The organism is Solimonas aquatica (assembly GCF_900111015.1).
Classification (GTDB): domain Bacteria; phylum Pseudomonadota; class Gammaproteobacteria; order Nevskiales; family Nevskiaceae; genus Solimonas; species Solimonas aquatica.
Window position 1 is genome coordinate 81453 of sequence record NZ_FOFS01000013.1, and the last position, 17230, is coordinate 98682.

The window sequence follows — 17230 nt, forward strand, 5'->3', positions numbered from 1 at the left end:
ACTTTGCCAGATAAGGGGCTCAGGGCCGCTCCGGTCCGCCCACCACATCAGGGTTTTGATCGCACCATGACATCGCATGCCCCGTCCAGGGCCCGGCAGATCGCCCGCATCCGGCGCCTGCGCGGACAGCTGGAAGCACTGGAGCGCGCCTTGAGCGAGGATCGCGACACCGGCGAAGTCCTGCGTCAGATGGCCGCCGTGCGCGGCGCCAGTGATGGCCTGGTGGCCAACTTCATCGCCGACTGCATCCAGCGCTGCACCCGGCAGCAGCTCAGCAGCAACAGCCGCGCCGCCCGCAAGGACATGGCGCGCATCGACGAAGCGATCCGCACCTATCTGCGCTGAGCGCGCTCAGCGCGGACGCAGCAGCACGCTCACCTCGCCGGCGCCCGGCACATTCTCCAGCAGCAGCAGGGCCGCGTTGTCGGCCGAGCGCTGCAGCGCGCCGCTGAGCTGCAGCTGATAGCCCTGCGGGTAGTGCAGCGCCAGCGGCACATAGATCTCGGTGAGCCCTTGTGCGGCGCGCGGCGTGTAGCGATACGAAAACTCGCCGCTGTCCGGATCAAAGGACATCGCCAGCGGAATGCCGGCGGTGGCCTGCGGATAGGTGCGCACCAGCAGGCGCAGCTTGTCGGGCTTGGCGCTGGACAGATCCGTATCATCGGCAAACAGGCCCTGCGCACCGCTGCCCTGCGACTGCGTGGTGGGATCGCGCCAGTTCTTGTACTGCCAGTAGAACCAGTTGCCGAGGTTTGCGTCGGCGGCGGCGAGCGTGTCGCGGATGATGGTGAGATCGTCCGAGGCGCCGAACTCGCTCATCGCCGCCACCGCGTCCATGCGCCGCGCGGCGGCCTCGCCCTGCGCCGTGACCTGATCGATGAAGTAGCGGCAGGTCTGGGAAAGGTCCAGCGGAATCGGCAGCGCGCCGGACTGCAGCAGCGCGGCATGCGGGCAGTAGTTGTGGAAGGAATAGCCCAGCTGGCTCTCGCCCACCACTGGCGTGAAGCCAGTGCGCAGACCACTGCCACCCGCGAGCAGTTGCGGTTCGAACCAGACCAGATTTGCAGCATCCACGCTGCGCAGCGCGCGACGTGCGTTGTCCATGAACGGCTGGATCTTGTCGCGATCCGCATCCGGACAGCCGCCCAGCGCAGGGTTCAGGCAGTTGATCCACAGCGTGCCGGCCCAGGGCTCGTTCAGAAGGTCGTAGCCCATGTGATACGCCTGATCACGCCAGCGCCTGGCGACTGCCGTCCAGGCCTGTGCGTGGCTGGCCCAGACCTCGGCCTGCCCAGCCCAGAGATGATCAAACAGGGTCGAGACCTGCGGCGTGAAGTAATTGAAGGGGAAACCCAGCTGCGGCGGCGGCAGTGTGTTGAGCGGGCCTTTGAGTTTTTCCACCGCCCAGGCCGGCACGCCCTCGCCGCCAAACTCCTCGCTCATCATGTCCTGATGGAAGTCGTACAGCGTCCAGATTTTCTGTGCCGCCAGCAGCTGCACCACGCGATCCGAGGCTTGCAGATAAGCGTTGTCGATCACGCCTTCCTGCGGCATCACGCCGGCCCACAGCACCCCCAGACGCACACCGTTGAAGCCTTGCTCGCGCAGCCACTGCGCATCACGCGCGGTAAAGCCTTCGGCATCGTCGGGCGGGTAGTACGGCGGCAGCTTCCACACCGCGTTCACGCCATGCACCAGCACCACGCGATTCTGCGGATCAACCAGCCAGCGACCATCACGACGCAGCTGCGGCGCGGCTTCGGCATCGCGTGGCGCGACGCTGGACGTGGGCGGCTCCGGGCTGCCGCAGGCACTCAATAGCAAGATCGCCAGCAACCCGGCCATTCGGATACGCATGATCGCCCCTCCAACGCGGCTCTGATCCGGCCGCTATGCCCCGCATTGTCGGCCGCGTATCGCGGCGCGCCTCGTCCGCCTGCGGGAGGCTGGCCAGAAGCGGTCGGCAGGCCCCAGGGCACTGCGCTGCGGCCAATGCTGTGCGAAGCGGGCCCGCGATAATCCATCGCAGCCTGCCGGCCAGCGGCAGCGTGAACACCAAGAACCTGGGGGAAGCGATGAAGCGGATGACGAGCGCCATGCGGTGCGCGGTGTGGGCCATGCTGGGCTTGGCCGCATTGTCTGGCTGCAGCAGCTCCAGCCGTCCCGAAAGCGTTGCTGCGCCACGCAGCGGCACGCCCGGCTGGGACCGCAGCTGCGATGAGGCGCGCTTCCCCTCGCTGGCCTGGACGCAATGCGAGCTACTCAACTATGCCCACGTCAGCGAGGCGCCGACCGAACAGCTGCAGCCGGCCTTCGTCGCGCGGCTCTCGGCGCAGTCGCTGAGCAATCAGCTGTCCTGGCTGGCGCGCGCAGCAGATGACCCCAGCTGGCTGGCGCTGCGCAGTGCCAACACCGAGTTGATTCCGCTGTGCACCACCTGGGCCCTGCCCTGCGTGGGCGATCCATTCCGCTACGCGCAGGCCGAAGGCCTGGATGGCGCGCCCTTCTACACCGGGGAAGCCGAGGTGATTCCGGTGGTGTATTACGACCAGGACTGCGCGCGCATCTCCGGCCGCATCTGGGCGCCGCGCAACCGCCAGAGTGGCGCCAGCCTGCCCGGCGTGGTGATCGAAAACGGCTCGGTGCAGGCCAGTGAAACCCTGTACTGGTGGGCCGCGCAGCTGCTGGTGCGCGCCGGCTATGTGGTGATGACCAGCGATCCGCGCGGACAGGGACGGTCGGACTGGCAATCGCCCAGTGGCCAGCAAGGCGGCAATCTCAATGTCGAGGTCTTCACCAGCGGCCTGGTCAATGCCATCGACTTCTTCCGTTCCAGCAGCGTGCAGCCTTACCCGCACAACCAGAGCTGCGCCGGCACTTACCCCACGGTGGTCACTGCCTTCAATCCGCTGCATGCGGCCATCGACCCTGCGCGCCTGGGCATCGCCGGCCACTCGGCCGGGGCCAACGCCGTGCACAACGTACAGGCGTTCGGCGCCAGCGGCGCCGCGCCCTGGCCGGGCCTGATCGATGCACAGAATCCGGTGCGCGCCGCCGTGGCCTGGGACAGCACCTTCAATCCCAACATCTCGCTCGGTGGTCTCTCCGAATTGCCCGGCGTGGCTGAAGCGGGCCTGGCACTTACTCAGACGCGGATCACTCTGCAGCCGCATCTGCCCTTGCTGGAGCAGCAATCCGAATACGGCCTGGTGCCCACGCCGTTCCTCACGCAGCCGGCCGCCGACAGCCATCTGAGCGTCTACCAGGCCTGGCGCGCGCAAAACCTGCCGGTGATGCAAGTGACACTGCGCGGCAGCACGCATTACGAGTGGTCGCTGCTTCCGGCGTTCCCCGCCAGCTCCTGGTGCCCGCAGATCGTCGATGGCCGCTGCAGCGGTGGCTGGGGCCAGCCGCTGGCACAGCACTACACCCTGGCCTGGTTCGACCGCTGGCTGAAGCAGCCCGGCGAAGCCGGCTACGCCGACGCCGATGCCCGCCTGCTGGACGATGCCAGCTGGGCGGATCGGATGAGCTTCCACTTCCACTCCGCACGCAGCTTCGTGCTGCGCGATGGCCAGCGCGCGGACTGCGCGGATATTCGCGCTGGCTGCTGAGGCGGCGGGCGATGCGGTTAAACTACGCGCCGCAAGCCTTCGTAGCTCAGTGGATAGAGCGACCGCCTCCTAAGCGGTAGGTCGCAGGTTCGATTCCTGCCGAGGGCACCAGATCTTGCCCCGCCCTCGCGCCATCACCGGCCCGGCCATTCCCGCAGCCAAACCAGGCCACAGCTGGCGCCTATGGCGCGGCCTGGCGCGACGCGCCGGCCAGCACCGCGAGTCCGGCCAGACCCGAGGCAATGGAAGCCAGCAGGATGCCAAGCTTGGCGCTGCCGATCAGTGCATCGCCGAGCGCCAGCTGGGTGATGAACAGCGCCATCGTGAACCCGATGCCCGCGAGCAGGCCGCCTCCCGCCAGCAGACGCCAGCTCAGATCGTCCGCACGCGTCGCCAGGCCCGAGGCGAGCGCGAGCCAGGTGAACAGCAGGATGCCCAGCGGCTTGCCGATGACAAAGCCCAGGAACACGGCGAGCGTGAGCCCCGGCACGAAGCCCGTCACCGGCAGCGGCATGCCGGCATTGGCCAGCGCGAACAGCGGCATGACGATGAAGACCACCCAGGTATGCAAGCCGATCTCCAGCCGCTCGACAGGCGACAGGGTTTCGCGGCTGGCGATTTCCGCCAGCTGCAAGGTGCTGCGATCCTTGGTGTCCTCACTGCTGGCCTCGCCGGCGGGATGGGCGACGACCTTGTCCAGAATCGCGTAGAGGCGATCATCGCTGACCCAGCGCCGCGCCGGCGTCATCAGACCCAGAATCACACCGGTGATCGTGGCGTGGATGCCGGACGCATCCATCGCCAGCCAGATCAGGCCACCGATCAGGAAGTACTGCGCAAAGCCGCGGATGCCGATGCGCCCCATGAGCCGCACGCCGGCAAAACCCAGCACGGCCAGACCCAGGGCGCTCCACACGATCGGGCCGCTGTAGCCGATGGCCACGACCAGAATCGCGCCGACATCGTCGACGATCGCCAGGGACAGCATGAAGACGCGCAGGCTGTGCGGAATGCGTGAGCCCAGCAGTGCCAGGCAGCCGATGACAAAGGCGGTGTCGGTGGCCATCACCACGCCCCAGGCGCGCTCGCCCGGCTGCTGCCACTGCAGCGCCAGATAGAGCAAGGCAGGCACCGTCATGCCGCCCAGGGCGCCGGCGATGGACAGCGCGGCCACACGCGGATCGCGCAGCTCGCCCAGCACCAGTTCCCGCTTGAGTTCCAGGGCCACCAGAAAGAAGAACAGGGTCATCGCCGCATCGTTGATCCATTCCTTCAGCGAGCGGGCGAAATCAAGGCTGCCGATGTGCAGGCCCGCCGGCGTTTCCCAGATGCGCGCGAACGCTTCGGCCCAGGGCGAATTGGAGAGCAGCAGCGCGGTGAAGGTGGCCAGCAGCAAGGCGCCGCCGCCGGCGGTCTCGATCTGTACAAAACGGGCCAGCGGCTTCGTCAGCCGATCGACCGGCATCTTCGGGAGCTTGCCGAGGTCCGCGCCAACTGCTGGGTGCTGGCTCATCTGATCCGCTTCATCCGCTGTTCGGCGATGCCCACCTTAACAGGGTGATGCCCGGCGGGTTTTGCATCCGCACCGCTAAGTGGCTTGCCGCACCGACGCTGCGTGGCTGCGGCGATAGGCTTGCCACTCGCATCGATTCCGATCGCCCGCAGCTTCGCTGGCGACAGGACACAGAGGGCAGACCCCATGAAAAACGCCAACTCCCACCCACCCGCCGCCAACGCCGCCAACCTCAGCAAGGGCGCCGCGCCGCGCCCGGCCAGCGCGCAGAATGGCAGCGCGCCGCCGTCCACCACGCCTCGCATTCAAGGCAACCCGAAGGATACCGCGCAGGAGACCCATCATCAGGTCACTGCCAAGAAAGCTGTCGATCAACCCAGTCCGGGCACAGCCGCCCGCCCCGGCACCCTGGGCCTTGCCGCCGGCGGGAAGAGCGACAAGTCTGCCAAGCCCCAGGAGAAGCGCTCATGAGCCTTCCCAGTGCAGAGCAGGCCAAGGGCCTGTGGAAGCAGCAGGTCGGCGCCGCCAAGGTCATCTGGGGCAAGCTGACGGAAGACGAGCTGCTGCAATCGCAAGGCCATGCCCAGAAGCTGGCGGGCCTGATCCAGGAACGCTACGCCATCACCCGCGAACAGGCCGACAAGCAGGTCGCGGACTTCATCGACAAGTCGCGGCGCTGATCCTCGCCGCGCGTCCGTCGCCCCTGCCGGAGCAGGGGCGAGGCCGCGCGCGTGGCCGCGACGCCACCCCATTACGGAGACTTTCATGCACACCAAGACATCAAGCCGATTCCACTTCCCCGCCATGCTTCTGGCCGGGGCCACGGCGCTGTGCGCCGGACTGTTCAGCCTTGCCGCACAGGCGGCCGCCACTGCCGAGGAACTGGACAAGGACGCCGAGCAGGCCCTGCAGATTCTCTACAAGAGCAATGCCACGGCGCTGTCGATTTCCAAGCAGGCCAAGGCCACGCTGGTGTTTCCCAAGATCATCAGGGCCGGCCTGGTGTTTGGCGGCGCCTATGGCGAAGGCGTGCTGAAGAACGGCGCGGCCAAGACCAGCTACTACAACTCCGTGTCTGCCTCCTGGGGCCTGCAGGCCGGCGCGCAGTCCTACGGCTACGCGGTCTTCCTCATGAACGACAAGGCGCTGCGCTATCTCGACAAGTCCGAAGGCTGGGAACTCGGTGTCGGACCGACGGTGGTCGTGGTCAATGAGGGCATCGCCAAGAACCTTTCCAGCTCCACGCTCAAGGACGACGCCTACGCCTTCATCTTCGATCAGCAGGGCCTGATGGCGAGCTTCAGCATCGAAGGCACCAAGATCAGCCGCATCAGGCGCTAAGCGCCCGCATCGCCACCGCGCCTCTCGACCGGCGGCCAACATCCCGCCCACACCGCGGCTCCTGCCCCGTCCGCTGTGTGGGCCGGCCATCGCCTGCTCTTGAAGGAACTCGCCATGCTCGAACTCATTGCCGTGGTCTTGCTGGTGCTCTGGCTTCTGGGCCTGGTCTCGGCCCACACCATGGGCGGCTTCATCCACCTGCTGCTGGTGGTCGCCATCGTCGTGATTCTGGTGCGCGTCATCCAGGGCCGGCGGGTCTGAGTTCGGTCGGCGCATCCGCCCGCCAGACGCATCAGGACGACCCAGGATAGCCACCGCCGTCGGGCCCGGCGTACTATGCGCGCCTTCGCGATGCGCCCGTAGCTCAGTTGGATAGAGCATCTGGCTTCGAACCAGAGGGCCGGGAGTTCGAGTCTCTCCGGGCGCACCATTTCCCGCAGCGTGCAGCTACGGCGTCGCCGGCGCCGCAGCGGCTTCGCGCTCCGCCAGACTCGCGAGCATGCGCTGTGCCTGTTCAACAGCATCGGACTGATGCGCTTGCGCGGCCAGCAGCTGCAGAATCTGGCGCGCTTCCGGATATCGGCCGGCACGCAATAGCTAACAGGATGCCGCCGGCGCGCTGCCTTTTGCCTGAAGTCTCAGGCGCCGTGATCGTGCAGCCACTCACGCGCGAGCTTGGCGGCGTACTCGGCGGCGATGGCGTCGTAGGTCGGACGGTAGTCGGCATTGAAGCCGTGGTCCACGCCGGGGAAGATCAGCACTTCGGAGCCCGAGCTGCCCTTGGCAAGCAGACCGCGCATCTGCTCCACCACGTCCTCCTTGATGTACTTGTCTAGACCGGCGTAGAGGCCCAGCACCGGCGCCTTGATGTTCGCGGCCAGATCGATGGGATCGGCGGGCTTGATCTCGGACTTCATGCCATTGAGCAGACCGTAATACGCGACGCCGGCCTTGAGCTGCGGATTGTGCGCGGCATACAGCCACACGGTGCGCCCGCCCCAGCAATAGCCCACCGCGCCCAGCCGCTTCACGTCCACACGGCCAGTGCCCTTGGCGTAGGCGACGGCGGCGTCCAGATCGCTCATCACCTGCGCGTCCGGCACCTTGCTCACCACCTCGCCGAGGATCTGGCCGATGTCGCTCATCTTCGACACATCGCCCTGGCGCGCGAACAGCTCCGGGGCGATGGCGCAGTAGCCGAGCTTGGCGTAACGGCGGCAGACGTCCTTGATGTGCTCATGCACACCGAAGATTTCCTGAATCACCAGCAGTACCGGCAGATCGCGGCCTTTCTCGGGCATGGCGCGATAGGCGGGAATCTCGCCGCCCTGCACCGCAATCTTCACCTCGCCGGCAATCAGGCCGCGGCTGTCGGTGACGATGGTGCTGGCCTGCGCGGCGCCGGCCGCCAGCGCAAAGCCGCTGGCCAGGGAGCTGACGATGAAACCGCGACGCGAGACCGCGCCATTGGCGGGCTTGGCCTTGGCGAAGTCGAGCGGCAGCAGACCGTATTGCTGGTGATGCATGAACATTCTCCGTTTCAGGCTCTGTTTCGGGGCGAAGAACATGGGCCGGTGCGCAGGCGCGCGCGGCGACGCTTCGGCACTTTACCAGCTTGCTGAAAAACGCCATCCCAGGCGTTTTTCAGGTCGCTGCGCAAAAGCGTGGTTTTCCTGCGCTGCCGGCCGTCAAGCGCTGGCGCGCTCGATGGCCCTCGGCAGCTCCAGGTGCCAAGCACCGCGTGCCGGACACTTCGTTTTTTTAAGCACGCTGTCCGTCATCGGCTCAGGGCCAGGCGCAGCCCCAGCGCGACAAAGACCGCGCCCAGGGCACGATCCAGTCGTGCGGCGAGCCTTTCGCTGCGCCTGAGCCAGGCGCCGATGGGAGCGGCGAACCAGGCCAGACACAGGCTCCACACGGTGCCGGTGGCCACGAAGCTCAGCCCCAGCAGCACGAAGGCCGCCGGCTTGTGCGCGCTGTCCACGGCGATGAACTGCGGCAGGAAGGCGAGGAAGAACAGCGCCACCTTGGGATTGAGCACATTGGTGAGCACGCCCTGGCGGTAGGCCGCGAGCCAATGCCGGTCACCGCTGACGGGCGCCGCGCTGAAGCGACCCGCGCCGCGCGACAGCAACATGCTCAGGCCCAGATAGATCAGGTAAGCCGCGCCGATCAGCTTCACCAGCAGAAACGCCGAAGCCGACGCGGCCAGCAGTCCCGACAGACCCAGCGCGGCAGCGAAGGTATGCACCACGCAGCCGCTGCAGATGCCCAGCGCCGAGGCCAGGCCCTGCGCACGGCCCTGGCCGATGCTGCGACCCAGGATGTACAGCGTGTCCGGCCCCGGCGTGAGATTGAGCGCGATGCAGGAGAGCAGAAACAGCGGGAAGTCGTGGATGCCGAGCATGGGAAGCCTGTTGGCAATGAAGGCTGCGCGGATGGCGCCTGACCGAGGCCGGCCCTCGCCCCCGTCGCCGCGCAATGAGGCCGAGGGGATTTGCAGCGCGTGCTGTACTCAGTGCGGCGCTGGGGCCGGTGCCGGTGCCGGCGCGCTGAGGGCAGGCGCGGCCGGCGACGGCGCGGCGCTGTCGATGTACGGCACCTGCAGATCCTGCAGGCCCATGCGCATCGCCTCCTGCGCCGCCGGCGGCAGCTGCGCCAGCTCGGAACGGCGGTAGGACTGCTGCGCGCAATGCTGCGTGTAATCGTCCTTCACCACGTTCAGCGCATCGATGTCGTGCTTGAGCGCGTCCATGCGCAGATTGAAATCGCGCGCCTGCGCGTTGTGCGCGTTGCGGCGCTCGCGCAGTTCCAGCTGCGCGCGCAGATCGTCGCGCGGCGTGGCGGCGGCCTGCGCCTTGAGTTCGGCGGAACGCTGGTTGATGCGGGCGCGCTCGGCTTCCAGCTGCTCGCTGCTCTGCAGCAGGCGCGGCGACTGCTCGCGCAGCTGCAGGGCGGCCTGCGCGCAGGCCGCCAGCGCCTCGCCGCTGAGCACCGCCGGTTCGGCTTGCGCCGCGGCGCTGCCCAGCAGCAGCGCGCCGCAGATTCCGACACTGATCTTGCGCCAGCTCATGACATCAAAGCTCCTGATCCAGGACGGCTGCGGAGAGCCGCCGTCCGAATGGGGCGCCATTGTGAACGTTTCGCCGCGGCTTTACCCGGCGTAACCCGGGTTGTCGCGATCCAGCTTGCGCAGCAGCGCCGGCCAGGCCAGCGCACCGCCCATGCCCAGGGTCACCTGCGCAATCTGCTGCGTGGCCAGGTCGAGAATCTTCTGCGGAATCGGGATCAGCTCGCCGCCGGCCTGCGCGCGCACCTGCACCGCGCAGGCGGCCTCGAAGATGTACATGGCCATGAACGCCTCGGCGGGCGTCTTGCCCACGGTCAGCAGGCCGTGATTGCGCAGCATCAGGAAGGTCTTGGCGCCGATGTCGCGCACCAGATGCGGCTTCTCGTCTTCCAGCAGCGCCACGCCTTCGTAATCGTGATACGCCAGCGAAGACAGCACGAAGAACGCCTGCTGCGAGATCGGCAGCACACCGTCTCTCTGCGCCGACACCGCCACCCCGTTGAGCGAATGCGTGTGCATCACGCAGCCGGCGTCGGCGCGCGCGCCGTGCACGCAGCTGTGAATCAGAAAGCCGGCGGGGTTCACCGGATACGGCGAGTCCTGCACCTTGCGACCCTGCGCATCGACTTTCACCAGCGAGGAGGCGGTGATCTCCTCGAACATCATGCCGTAGGGATTGATCAGGAAGTGTTCCTGGCCGCCCGGCACCTTGGCGCTGATGTGGGTGAACACCAGATCGTCCCAGCCGTAGCGCGCCACCAGTCGGTAGCAGGCGGCGAGATCCACGCGCAGCTGCCATTCCTCGGGCGAAACCTGATCGCGAACTGTGGATGCGGCGGACATGTATCTCTCCTGGTCTGGGTCTGTTCCTGCGCCCATTGTGCCGCGCCGCGCCCGCGGCTGCGCTGCGCCCGGTCAAGGCCTGGATACCCGCGGCCTCACTGTTATGATCGCCACGGATTTTTGCGAAAGCCTCATGACCCAGCCCGATCTCAGCAAGGCAGCGCCGCAGTTGCAGTGGAACCAGCGCTACGGTGAGCCCGGTTTTGCCTACGGCCAGGCACCCAATGCCTATCTGGCGCAGACCGCGCCGCGCTATCTGCCGGCCGGCGCGCAGCTGTTCGTGCCCGCCGACGGCGAAGGCCGTAACGGCGTATGGCTGGCCCAGCAGGGCCACCGGGTGTCGAGTCTGGACGCCTCCGAGGTCGGCGTGGCCAAGGCGCTGGCGCTGGCCGCGCAGCGCGGCGTGCTCATCGAGGCGCGCGTCGGGGATCTGCTGGCGGCCGAGCTGCCGGAGCGGCAGTACGACGCCGTGGTGAGCATCTACGCGCATCTGCCGCCGGCACAGCGCGGCCTGCTGCACGGCCGCTTCGCGCGCGCGCTCAAGCCCGGCGGCGTGCTGATCCTGGAAGGCTTCGCCCGCGAGCAGCTGGGCCGCGCCAGCGGCGGCCCCAAGGACATCGACTGGCTGTACAGCGAAGCGCAGCTGCGCGCGGAGTTCGGCGCCTGGCTGGACTTCATCGAGCTGCAGACCGCCGTCGTCGAACTGGACGAAGGCCCTTATCATCAGGGCGAGGCCGTGGTGATGCGCGCGGTGGCGCGCCGCCGCGCCGCCTGATCGCCGCGACGCACAGAACCGGAGGCATGCAGGACAATCAGCATATGGCCAGACTCCAAGCCCTCGCCGACAACCTCTGGGTGGTGGACTCGCCGCACGCCTTCGCCGGCCTGCACATCGGCACGCGCATGACCGTGGTGCGGCTCTCGGGCGGCGCGCTGTGGCTGCATTCGCCGGTGACCATCGACGCGGCGCTGCAGGCCGAGATCGAAGCCCTGGGGCCGGTGCGGCACATCGTCTGTCCCAATATGTTTCATCACATGTACGCGGCGCCCGCGGCCGCGCTGTGGCCGGATGCGCGCCGCTACGGTCCGGAGCTGCTGCGCCGCAAGCGTCCCGACCTGCGTCTGGACACCGCGCTGTCCGACACGCCGGATCGCGAATGGCAGGACGATCTGCAGCCCATCACCATCCAGGGCAGCCTGCTGTTTGAAACCGTGTTCTATCACGCCGCCAGCCGCAGCCTGATCAGCTCCGATCTGGTGGAGAACTTCCACGGTCACGCGCATGGCTTCACGCGCTGGTACCTGCGCATGGGCGGCATCCTCGACAAGGTGGGCTGGCATCCGCTGCTGCGTCTGCTCTACGTGCGCCGCGCCAAGGCGCGCGCCAGCCTGCAACGCGTGCTGGCCCTGCCCTTCGAGCGCCTGATCCTGGCGCACGGCGAGATCATCACGCAGGACGCCCACGCGCAGCTGCGTGCCGGTCTGGCCTGGCTGCAGGTATAAGCTTCGGGCCGCGCCGGTGCGCTGCGCCGCCAGCGCCGCCGGGCTCATGCCCTCCCGGCGCTTGCAGGCGTGAATCGGGCTCGCCGGTCCGGCATCGCCCCGCTGCGCCACTTCCTCCCGCTTCAGATGCGCCGTGGTGAGCAGCGGACGGCGGGCGCGGACATGCCGGCTTCGGAGCCGATTGGCCAGAACTATCAATTTACTGGCCGCAAGCGTCATCCCCCGTGCGGCCACAAGCCGGGCATCATGCCCCAAGGCTGCACCACTAAAAATCGGGAAACGAACATGACTGAGGAGAACGGTGGCACACCGCTGAAGGTGGCCATCATCGGCGCGGGCTTCGGCGGCCTGGGCATGGCCTACGCGCTCAAGCAGGCCGGCATCGAAGACTTCGTGATGCTGGAAAAGTCCGGCGGCCTGGGCGGCACCTGGCGCGAGAACACGTATCCGGGCTGCGGCTGCGACGTGCCCTCGCATCTGTACTCGTTTTCCTTCGAGCCGCATTACCCCTGGTCGCGGCGCTATGCGCAGCAGCCGGAGATCCTGGCCTACCAGCAGCATGTCGCGCGCAAGTACCGGCTGGATGCGCACATCCGCTACCACAGCGAAGTCAGCGAGGCCCGCTACGACGAGGCCAGCGCGCTGTGGCTGCTGCAGCTGAAGGATGGCCGCCGCCTGCGCGCCGGGATTCTGATCAGCGCCGTGGGCCAGCTGCATCGTCCGGCCTATCCGAACCTCCCCGGCCGCGAAAGCTTTGCCGGACGCAGCTTCCACTCCGCGCACTGGGACCATGACTTCGATCTGCGCGGCAAGACCGTGGCGGTGATCGGCACCGGCGCCAGCGCCGTGCAGTTCGTGCCGGAAATCGCACCCAAGGTGCAGACCCTGAAGCTGTTCCAGCGCTCGCCGGGCTGGACCTTCCCCAAGGTGGAAAAGCGGTTCTCGCGCTTCGAGCGCTGGCTGCTGGACACGCTGCCGCTGCTGCATGATCTGGATCGCCTGCGCGTGTTCTTCATGACCGAGCTGCTGGCCGCCGCCTACAACGGCAACCGCGCGCTGGCCTGGCTGATCACCGCCGGCTCGCGCCTGCAGGCCTGGTGGCAGATCCGCGATCCGCAGCTGCGCGCGCGCCTGCGCCCGGACTTTCCCATCGGCTGCAAGCGCATCCTGCTCAGCAATGCCTGGCTGCCGACCCTGGCACGCGACAATGTGGAACTGATCGACAGCGCGATCCGCCGCATCGAGCCCGAGGGCGTGGTGGATGGCGAGGGCCGCCTGCATCGCGTGGACGCCATCATCTACGGCACCGGATTTGCCGCCACGCAGTTCCTGGCGCCGATGCGCGTGCTGGGTTCCGGCGGCAAGTCCCTGCATGAAACCTGGACGCGCGGCGCCGAAGCCTATCTGGGCATGAGCGTGGCGGGCTTCCCCAACTTCTTCATGCTCTACGGCCCCAACACCAACGTCGGCTCCGGCTCCATCCTGTTCATGCTGGAACGGCAGCAGCGTTATCTGGTGCAGCTGCTGCTCGAACGGGACAAACGCAGAGCCGCCAGCGTGGAGATTCAGGCGCAGGCGCAGCAGGCCTATGTGCAGGAGATGGAGCAGCGCAGCGCCGGCACCACCTACAGCGGCGACTGCCAGAGCTGGTACAAGACTGCCGAAGGCCGCAACACCAACAACTGGGTGGGCTCGATGCTGGAGTTCGCGCGCCGCACGCGTGCGCCGCAACTCGCGCATTACCGCTTCCAGCCGCGCGCAAGCACCCAGGGCTCATGAACACCTACGACTATGTGATCGTCGGCGGCGGCTCGGCCGGCTGCGTGCTGGCCAATCGTCTTTCCGCCGACGGGCGTCATCAGGTGCTGCTGCTGGAAGCCGGTCCGGATGATCGCAATCCGCTGATCCACATGCCGCTGGGCGTGGTGGCCCTGGTGCGCGGCTGGTTCGCCAACTGGAAATTCTGGAGCACGCCGCAGGCCGCGCTGGGCAATCGCCCCACCTACCAGCCGCGCGGCAAGGTGCTGGGTGGCAGCAGCAGCATCAACGCCATGGTCTGCACGCGCGGCCATCGCTGGGACTACGACCACTGGGCCGCGCAGGGCTGCGAGGGCTGGTCGTATGAGGAAGTGCTGCCGTACTTCCGCAAATCGGAAAGCTACGGCGCCCCGCTCTCGGCGGAAGACCGTCCCTATCATGGTTTCGACGGACCGCTGCACATCGCGCCGCCACAGAAGCTCAATCCCATCAGCCAGGCTTTCATCCGCGCCGCCGAGCAGGCCGGGCATGCGCGCAACGAGGATTTCAACGGCGCGCGCCAGGAAGGCGTGGGCAGTTTCAAGGTCTTTCAGAAAGACGGCCAGCGCTGCAGCAATGCCCGCGCCTATCTGCCGCCCGAGGTGCGCGCAAGGCCCAATCTGCAGATCCGCACCGGTGCACTGGCGACGCGGATTCTGATCGAGCAGGGTCGCGCGCAGGGCGTGACTTATCGTCACGAAGGTCAGGAGCAGGCGGCGCTGGCCAGGCGCGAGCTGCTGCTCTGCGCGGGGGCCTTGCAGTCACCGCAGCTGCTGATGCTCTCGGGGATCGGCCCGCGGGCCGAGCTGGAGAAGCACGGCATCGGCGTGATTCACGAGCTGCCCGGCGTGGGCGAAAACCTGCAGGATCATCTGGAGGTGATCATCGAGACCCGCGCCAAGGGTCGCGCCGGCGTCTCCCTGCACCCCTTCTCGCTGCTGCGCAATCTGGGCAATGTGCTGCGCTATGTGTTCTGGCGCAAGGGCGAGTTCGCCAGCAATGTGGTGGAGGCCGGCGGCTTCTTCAGATCGAATCCGCAGGAGCCCATCCCCGATATCCAGTGGCACTTCGCGCCGGCGCCCAATGTGCATCACGGCTTCGATCTGCGGCCCATGTTCAAGGGCTATGGCTATATCGCCTATGTCTACGATCTGCGGCCGCTGTCGCGCGGCCGCGTGACGCTGGCCAGCGCCGATCCGACGGCGCCGCCGCTGATCGATCCCTGTTATCTGACGCAGGAGCGCGACTGGCAGCGCCTGCTCGACGCCGTGCGTGAAACCCGCCGTGTGCTGTCGCAGCGCGCGCTGGATCCGTTTCGCGGCGAAGAGCTTTCGCCGGGCTGGACCGTGCAGAGCGATGCCGCGCTGCGGGCCTGGATCGCGCAGGCCGCCGAGAGCACCTATCATCCGGTGGGCACCTGCAGGATGGGCGTGGACGAAAAGGCCGTGGTGGATCCGCAGCTGCGCGTGCATGGCATCGCGGGCCTGCGCGTGGTGGATGCCTCCATCATGCCCACGCTCAACGGCTCCAACACCAATGCGCCCACCAGCATGATTGCCGAGAAGGCCGCCGAGCTGATTCTGCGGGACGCAAACAATCGCCATTTCCCGGCGGCAAAGTCCGACAATCCAGCCGCTGATATCCGCCGCAAGGAGCCCCATGAACCTGCCAGCGCACACTGAGGCCGGCGTCGCCCGCGCCCCTGCGCCCTGGCTGCTGCACGGACGCGGCTACATCAGCATGCTGCGCTTCGCCCCGGGCAGCAGCGAACAGGACCGCTTCGTGCCGGCCTCGCTGCAAGGACGTCGCGGCCACTCGCGCACGGCCTGGATGATGTTCGTCGATTACAGCCAGTCGGACGTGGGCCCGTACCACGAACTGCTGTTCATCCCCGGCAGCTTTCCCTTTGCCGATGGCCGTCGTCATCTCTCCATCAGCCGCATCTTCGTCTCCACGCTCGCCAGCGTGGTCAACGGCCAGAACAACTGGGGCATACCCAAGGAAGTGGCGCAGTTCGAGGTGCGCTACGGCGAGCAGGGCCTGGACCGCGTACGCGTGACGCAGGACGGCGCGCTGATTGCCGAGCTCGATTACCGCAGCTATCCGCTGCCCCTGCCCTTTCCCGGCCAGCTCACGCCCGGCAGCCTGCGCACCCTGGGCCAGCATCGCGACGGCAAGACCTTCATCTACACCCCCAGCGCCAGCGGCTGGATCAGGCCGGCGCAGCTCAAGCGCATGCACAGCAATCCGCAGCTGTTTGCCGATCTGAGTCAGGCCCGCGCGCCGCTGAGCGTGGCGGTCTCGCGCTTTCGCATGGTGTTCCCGGTTTCACGGATTCTCGACCATTACTGATCATCAGGACTTCTTCATGCAGCGTCTGCCCCTGGAGCCCGAGCTGGAACTGTTCCGCGACTCCGTATCCAAGTTTTTCCAGACCGAGATCCGTCCGCACAGCGAGCGCTGGCGCGAGGCCGGCATCGTCGATCGCGAGGCCTTTCTCAAGGCCGGCGAGGCGGGCTATCTGTGCATGTGGATCGACGAGCGCTACGGCGGTCTGGGCCTGAAGGATTTCCGCTACGAGCAGATCCTGATGGAGGAGAACACCCTGCATGGCGATACGGGTTACTTCATCACTCTGCACAGCCGCCTGGTGGCACCGTACCTGCAGCATTTCGGCAGCGAGGAGCAGCGGCAGCGCTACTACCCCGGCATCCTCAGCGGCAAGACCATTCTGGCCATCGCCATGACCGAGCCGGATGCCGGCTCCGATCTGGCCGGCATGAAGTCGCGCGCCGAGGACAAGGGCGACTACTGGCTGCTCAATGGCTCCAAGACCTACATCTCCAACGGCATCCTCGCCGATCTGGTGATCGTCGCCGCCAGGACCGATCCGGGCAATGCTCATGCGGTGACCTTGTTTCTGGTCGAGCGCGGCATGGAAGGCTTCGAGCGCGGGCGCATGCTCAAGAAGATGGGCATGAAGTCGCAGGACACCGCCGAGCTGTTTTTCCGCGATGTGAAGATTCCCAAGAGCCATGTGCTGGGCCAGGTGAATCGCGGTTTCTATCATCTGATGCAGGGTCTGGCCGAGGAGCGTCTGATTGCCGCCGTCGGCAATCTGGCCGGTGCACGCGCGGCGATGAACGTGACCCGCGAGTTCGTGCGCAACCGCAAGGTCTTCGGCAAGCGTCTGAGCCAGATGCAGAACACGCGCTTCAAGCTCGCCGCGCTGGACACCGAGATCGATATCGCGCAGGTCTATGTGGACCGCTGCGTGGAACAGCACAATCTCGGCAAGCTCGGTGCCACCGATGCGGCGCGCGCCAAGCTTTACACCAGCGAGCTGCAGGGCCGCATGGTGGATGAGGGCGTGCAGCTGCATGGCGGTGCGGGCTACATGGAAGAGTATCCGATCTGCCGCATGTATCAGGACGAGCGCATCCACCGCATCCTGGCCGGCACCTCGGAGATCATGAAAGAGATCATCGCGCGTTCGACACTCGATGCGGATTGATGCACGCACAAAACCATAGCCAAGCGCAGGGCGGC

The 17230-nt window shown here is 67.0% G+C and carries 19 protein-coding genes and 2 tRNA genes; 14 read left to right on the top strand and 7 right to left on the bottom strand.

Annotated features, from left to right (window positions below; translation table 11 throughout):
- Positions 1-66 precede the first annotated feature (66 nt).
- A complete protein-coding gene (locus BMY12_RS16065) occupies positions 67-345 on the top strand; it encodes a metal-sensing transcriptional repressor (RefSeq protein WP_093288559.1) in 279 nt (92 codons plus the stop codon).
- 6 nt (positions 346-351) lie between these two features.
- Here BMY12_RS16065 and BMY12_RS16070 read toward each other — a convergent pair whose 3' ends face one another.
- On the bottom strand, positions 352-1857 hold the full coding sequence (locus BMY12_RS16070) for a cellulase family glycosylhydrolase (RefSeq protein ID WP_245732573.1): 1506 nt from the start codon (positions 1855-1857) through the stop codon (positions 352-354).
- A 269-nt stretch (positions 1858-2126) separates the two neighbouring features.
- Here BMY12_RS16070 and BMY12_RS16075 point away from each other — a divergent pair, with 269 nt between their 5' ends.
- Positions 2127-3614 (top strand): alpha/beta hydrolase family protein, encoded by a 1488-nt coding sequence (locus BMY12_RS16075; protein ID WP_143068981.1) that lies wholly within the window; start codon positions 2127-2129, stop codon positions 3612-3614.
- 35 nt (positions 3615-3649) lie between these two features.
- A tRNA-Arg gene (locus BMY12_RS16080) sits at positions 3650-3725 on the top strand.
- 70 nt (positions 3726-3795) lie between these two features.
- Here the strand turns inward: BMY12_RS16080 and nhaA are convergent.
- Positions 3796-5127 (bottom strand): Na+/H+ antiporter NhaA, encoded by a 1332-nt coding sequence (gene nhaA, locus BMY12_RS16085; protein WP_093288568.1) that lies wholly within the window; start codon positions 5125-5127, stop codon positions 3796-3798.
- A 186-nt stretch (positions 5128-5313) separates the two neighbouring features.
- Here nhaA and BMY12_RS16090 point away from each other — a divergent pair, with 186 nt between their 5' ends.
- The 5 genes from BMY12_RS16090 (at position 5314) to BMY12_RS16110 (ending at position 6898) form a co-directional block, all read left to right on the top strand.
- Positions 5314-5598, top strand: a complete 285-nt coding sequence (locus tag BMY12_RS16090; RefSeq protein WP_093288571.1) for a hypothetical protein — start codon at positions 5314-5316, stop codon at positions 5596-5598.
- Positions 5595-5807 carry a CsbD family protein gene (locus BMY12_RS16095; RefSeq protein ID WP_093288574.1) on the top strand — a complete coding sequence of 71 codons (213 nt, stop codon included), beginning with the start codon at positions 5595-5597 and terminating at the stop codon, positions 5805-5807. The genes BMY12_RS16090 and BMY12_RS16095 overlap by 4 nt, the downstream gene beginning before the upstream one ends.
- Positions 5808-5892: 85 nt before the next feature.
- Positions 5893-6468, top strand: a complete 576-nt coding sequence (locus BMY12_RS16100) for a lipid-binding SYLF domain-containing protein (RefSeq protein ID WP_218140234.1) — start codon at positions 5893-5895, stop codon at positions 6466-6468.
- A gap of 114 nt (positions 6469-6582) precedes the next feature.
- Positions 6583-6729 (top strand): lmo0937 family membrane protein, encoded by a 147-nt coding sequence (locus BMY12_RS16105; RefSeq protein WP_143068982.1) that lies wholly within the window; start codon positions 6583-6585, stop codon positions 6727-6729.
- Between the two features lie 92 nt (positions 6730-6821).
- Positions 6822-6898 (top strand) — tRNA-Arg (locus tag BMY12_RS16110).
- 17 nt (positions 6899-6915) lie between these two features.
- Here the strand turns inward: BMY12_RS16110 and BMY12_RS20380 are convergent.
- The 5 genes from BMY12_RS20380 to BMY12_RS16130 form a co-directional block, all read right to left on the bottom strand.
- Positions 6916-7062 (bottom strand): hypothetical protein, encoded by a 147-nt coding sequence (locus tag BMY12_RS20380; protein WP_177189036.1) that lies wholly within the window; start codon positions 7060-7062, stop codon positions 6916-6918.
- 44 nt (positions 7063-7106) lie between these two features.
- Positions 7107-7994 (bottom strand): dienelactone hydrolase family protein, encoded by an 888-nt coding sequence (locus BMY12_RS16115; protein ID WP_093288781.1) that lies wholly within the window; start codon positions 7992-7994, stop codon positions 7107-7109.
- A 251-nt stretch (positions 7995-8245) separates the two neighbouring features.
- Entirely contained in the window at positions 8246-8875 is a 630-nt protein-coding gene (locus BMY12_RS16120; RefSeq protein ID WP_093288582.1) for a LysE family translocator, read from the bottom strand.
- 108 nt (positions 8876-8983) lie between these two features.
- Positions 8984-9541, bottom strand: coding sequence for a hypothetical protein (locus BMY12_RS16125; RefSeq protein WP_093288585.1), 558 nt, complete (start codon positions 9539-9541; stop codon positions 8984-8986).
- Between the two features lie 81 nt (positions 9542-9622).
- Positions 9623-10381, bottom strand: coding sequence for a class II aldolase/adducin family protein (locus BMY12_RS16130; RefSeq protein ID WP_093288588.1), 759 nt, complete (start codon positions 10379-10381; stop codon positions 9623-9625).
- Positions 10382-10514: 133 nt separating this feature from the next.
- Between BMY12_RS16130 and BMY12_RS16135 the strand changes: the two genes are divergently transcribed.
- The 6 genes from BMY12_RS16135 to BMY12_RS16160 all read left to right on the top strand — a co-directional run bounded on the left by BMY12_RS16135 (position 10515) and on the right by BMY12_RS16160 (position 17195).
- Positions 10515-11156: a class I SAM-dependent methyltransferase gene (locus tag BMY12_RS16135; protein ID WP_093288783.1), complete on the top strand. Its 642-nt coding sequence runs from the start codon at positions 10515-10517 to the stop codon at positions 11154-11156.
- Between the two features lie 44 nt (positions 11157-11200).
- Positions 11201-11884 (top strand): DUF4336 domain-containing protein, encoded by a 684-nt coding sequence (locus tag BMY12_RS16140; protein WP_093288784.1) that lies wholly within the window; start codon positions 11201-11203, stop codon positions 11882-11884.
- Between the two features lie 285 nt (positions 11885-12169).
- Positions 12170-13663 carry a flavin-containing monooxygenase gene (locus BMY12_RS16145; protein ID WP_093288591.1) on the top strand — a complete coding sequence of 498 codons (1494 nt, stop codon included), beginning with the start codon at positions 12170-12172 and terminating at the stop codon, positions 13661-13663.
- Positions 13660-15363 carry a GMC family oxidoreductase gene (locus BMY12_RS16150; protein WP_093288594.1) on the top strand — a complete coding sequence of 568 codons (1704 nt, stop codon included), beginning with the start codon at positions 13660-13662 and terminating at the stop codon, positions 15361-15363. Before BMY12_RS16145 ends, BMY12_RS16150 begins: the two co-directional genes overlap by 4 nt.
- Entirely contained in the window at positions 15341-16033 is a 693-nt protein-coding gene (locus tag BMY12_RS16155; RefSeq protein WP_093288597.1) for an acetoacetate decarboxylase family protein, read from the top strand. Before BMY12_RS16150 ends, BMY12_RS16155 begins: the two co-directional genes overlap by 23 nt.
- Before the next feature lie 16 nt (positions 16034-16049).
- Entirely contained in the window at positions 16050-17195 is a 1146-nt protein-coding gene (locus BMY12_RS16160) for an acyl-CoA dehydrogenase family protein (RefSeq protein WP_093288600.1), read from the top strand.
- Positions 17196-17230 lie beyond the last annotated feature (35 nt).

What these genes read in the sequence shown, in the direction of transcription:
- BMY12_RS16065 (WP_093288559.1), top strand. Translation starts at nt 67, where the DNA reads ATGACATCGCATGCCCCGTCCAGGGCCCGGCAGATCGCCCGCATCCGG.
- BMY12_RS16070 (WP_245732573.1), bottom strand. Translation starts at nt 1,857, where the DNA reads ATGCGTATCCGAATGGCCGGGTTGCTGGCGATCTTGCTATTGAGTGCC.
- nhaA (WP_093288568.1), bottom strand. Translation starts at nt 5,127, where the DNA reads ATGAGCCAGCACCCAGCAGTTGGCGCGGACCTCGGCAAGCTCCCGAAG.
- BMY12_RS16090 (WP_093288571.1), top strand. Translation starts at nt 5,314, where the DNA reads ATGAAAAACGCCAACTCCCACCCACCCGCCGCCAACGCCGCCAACCTC.
- BMY12_RS16095 (WP_093288574.1), top strand. Translation starts at nt 5,595, where the DNA reads ATGAGCCTTCCCAGTGCAGAGCAGGCCAAGGGCCTGTGGAAGCAGCAG.
- BMY12_RS16100 (WP_218140234.1), top strand. Translation starts at nt 5,893, where the DNA reads ATGCACACCAAGACATCAAGCCGATTCCACTTCCCCGCCATGCTTCTG.
- BMY12_RS16105 (WP_143068982.1), top strand. Translation starts at nt 6,583, where the DNA reads ATGCTCGAACTCATTGCCGTGGTCTTGCTGGTGCTCTGGCTTCTGGGC.
- BMY12_RS16115 (WP_093288781.1), bottom strand. Translation starts at nt 7,994, where the DNA reads ATGCATCACCAGCAATACGGTCTGCTGCCGCTCGACTTCGCCAAGGCC.
- BMY12_RS16120 (WP_093288582.1), bottom strand. Translation starts at nt 8,875, where the DNA reads ATGCTCGGCATCCACGACTTCCCGCTGTTTCTGCTCTCCTGCATCGCG.
- BMY12_RS16125 (WP_093288585.1), bottom strand. Translation starts at nt 9,541, where the DNA reads ATGAGCTGGCGCAAGATCAGTGTCGGAATCTGCGGCGCGCTGCTGCTG.
- BMY12_RS16130 (WP_093288588.1), bottom strand. Translation starts at nt 10,381, where the DNA reads ATGTCCGCCGCATCCACAGTTCGCGATCAGGTTTCGCCCGAGGAATGG.
- BMY12_RS16135 (WP_093288783.1), top strand. Translation starts at nt 10,515, where the DNA reads ATGACCCAGCCCGATCTCAGCAAGGCAGCGCCGCAGTTGCAGTGGAAC.
- BMY12_RS16140 (WP_093288784.1), top strand. Translation starts at nt 11,201, where the DNA reads ATGGCCAGACTCCAAGCCCTCGCCGACAACCTCTGGGTGGTGGACTCG.
- BMY12_RS16145 (WP_093288591.1), top strand. Translation starts at nt 12,170, where the DNA reads ATGACTGAGGAGAACGGTGGCACACCGCTGAAGGTGGCCATCATCGGC.
- BMY12_RS16150 (WP_093288594.1), top strand. Translation starts at nt 13,660, where the DNA reads ATGAACACCTACGACTATGTGATCGTCGGCGGCGGCTCGGCCGGCTGC.
- BMY12_RS16155 (WP_093288597.1), top strand. Translation starts at nt 15,341, where the DNA reads ATGAACCTGCCAGCGCACACTGAGGCCGGCGTCGCCCGCGCCCCTGCG.
- BMY12_RS16160 (WP_093288600.1), top strand. Translation starts at nt 16,050, where the DNA reads ATGCAGCGTCTGCCCCTGGAGCCCGAGCTGGAACTGTTCCGCGACTCC.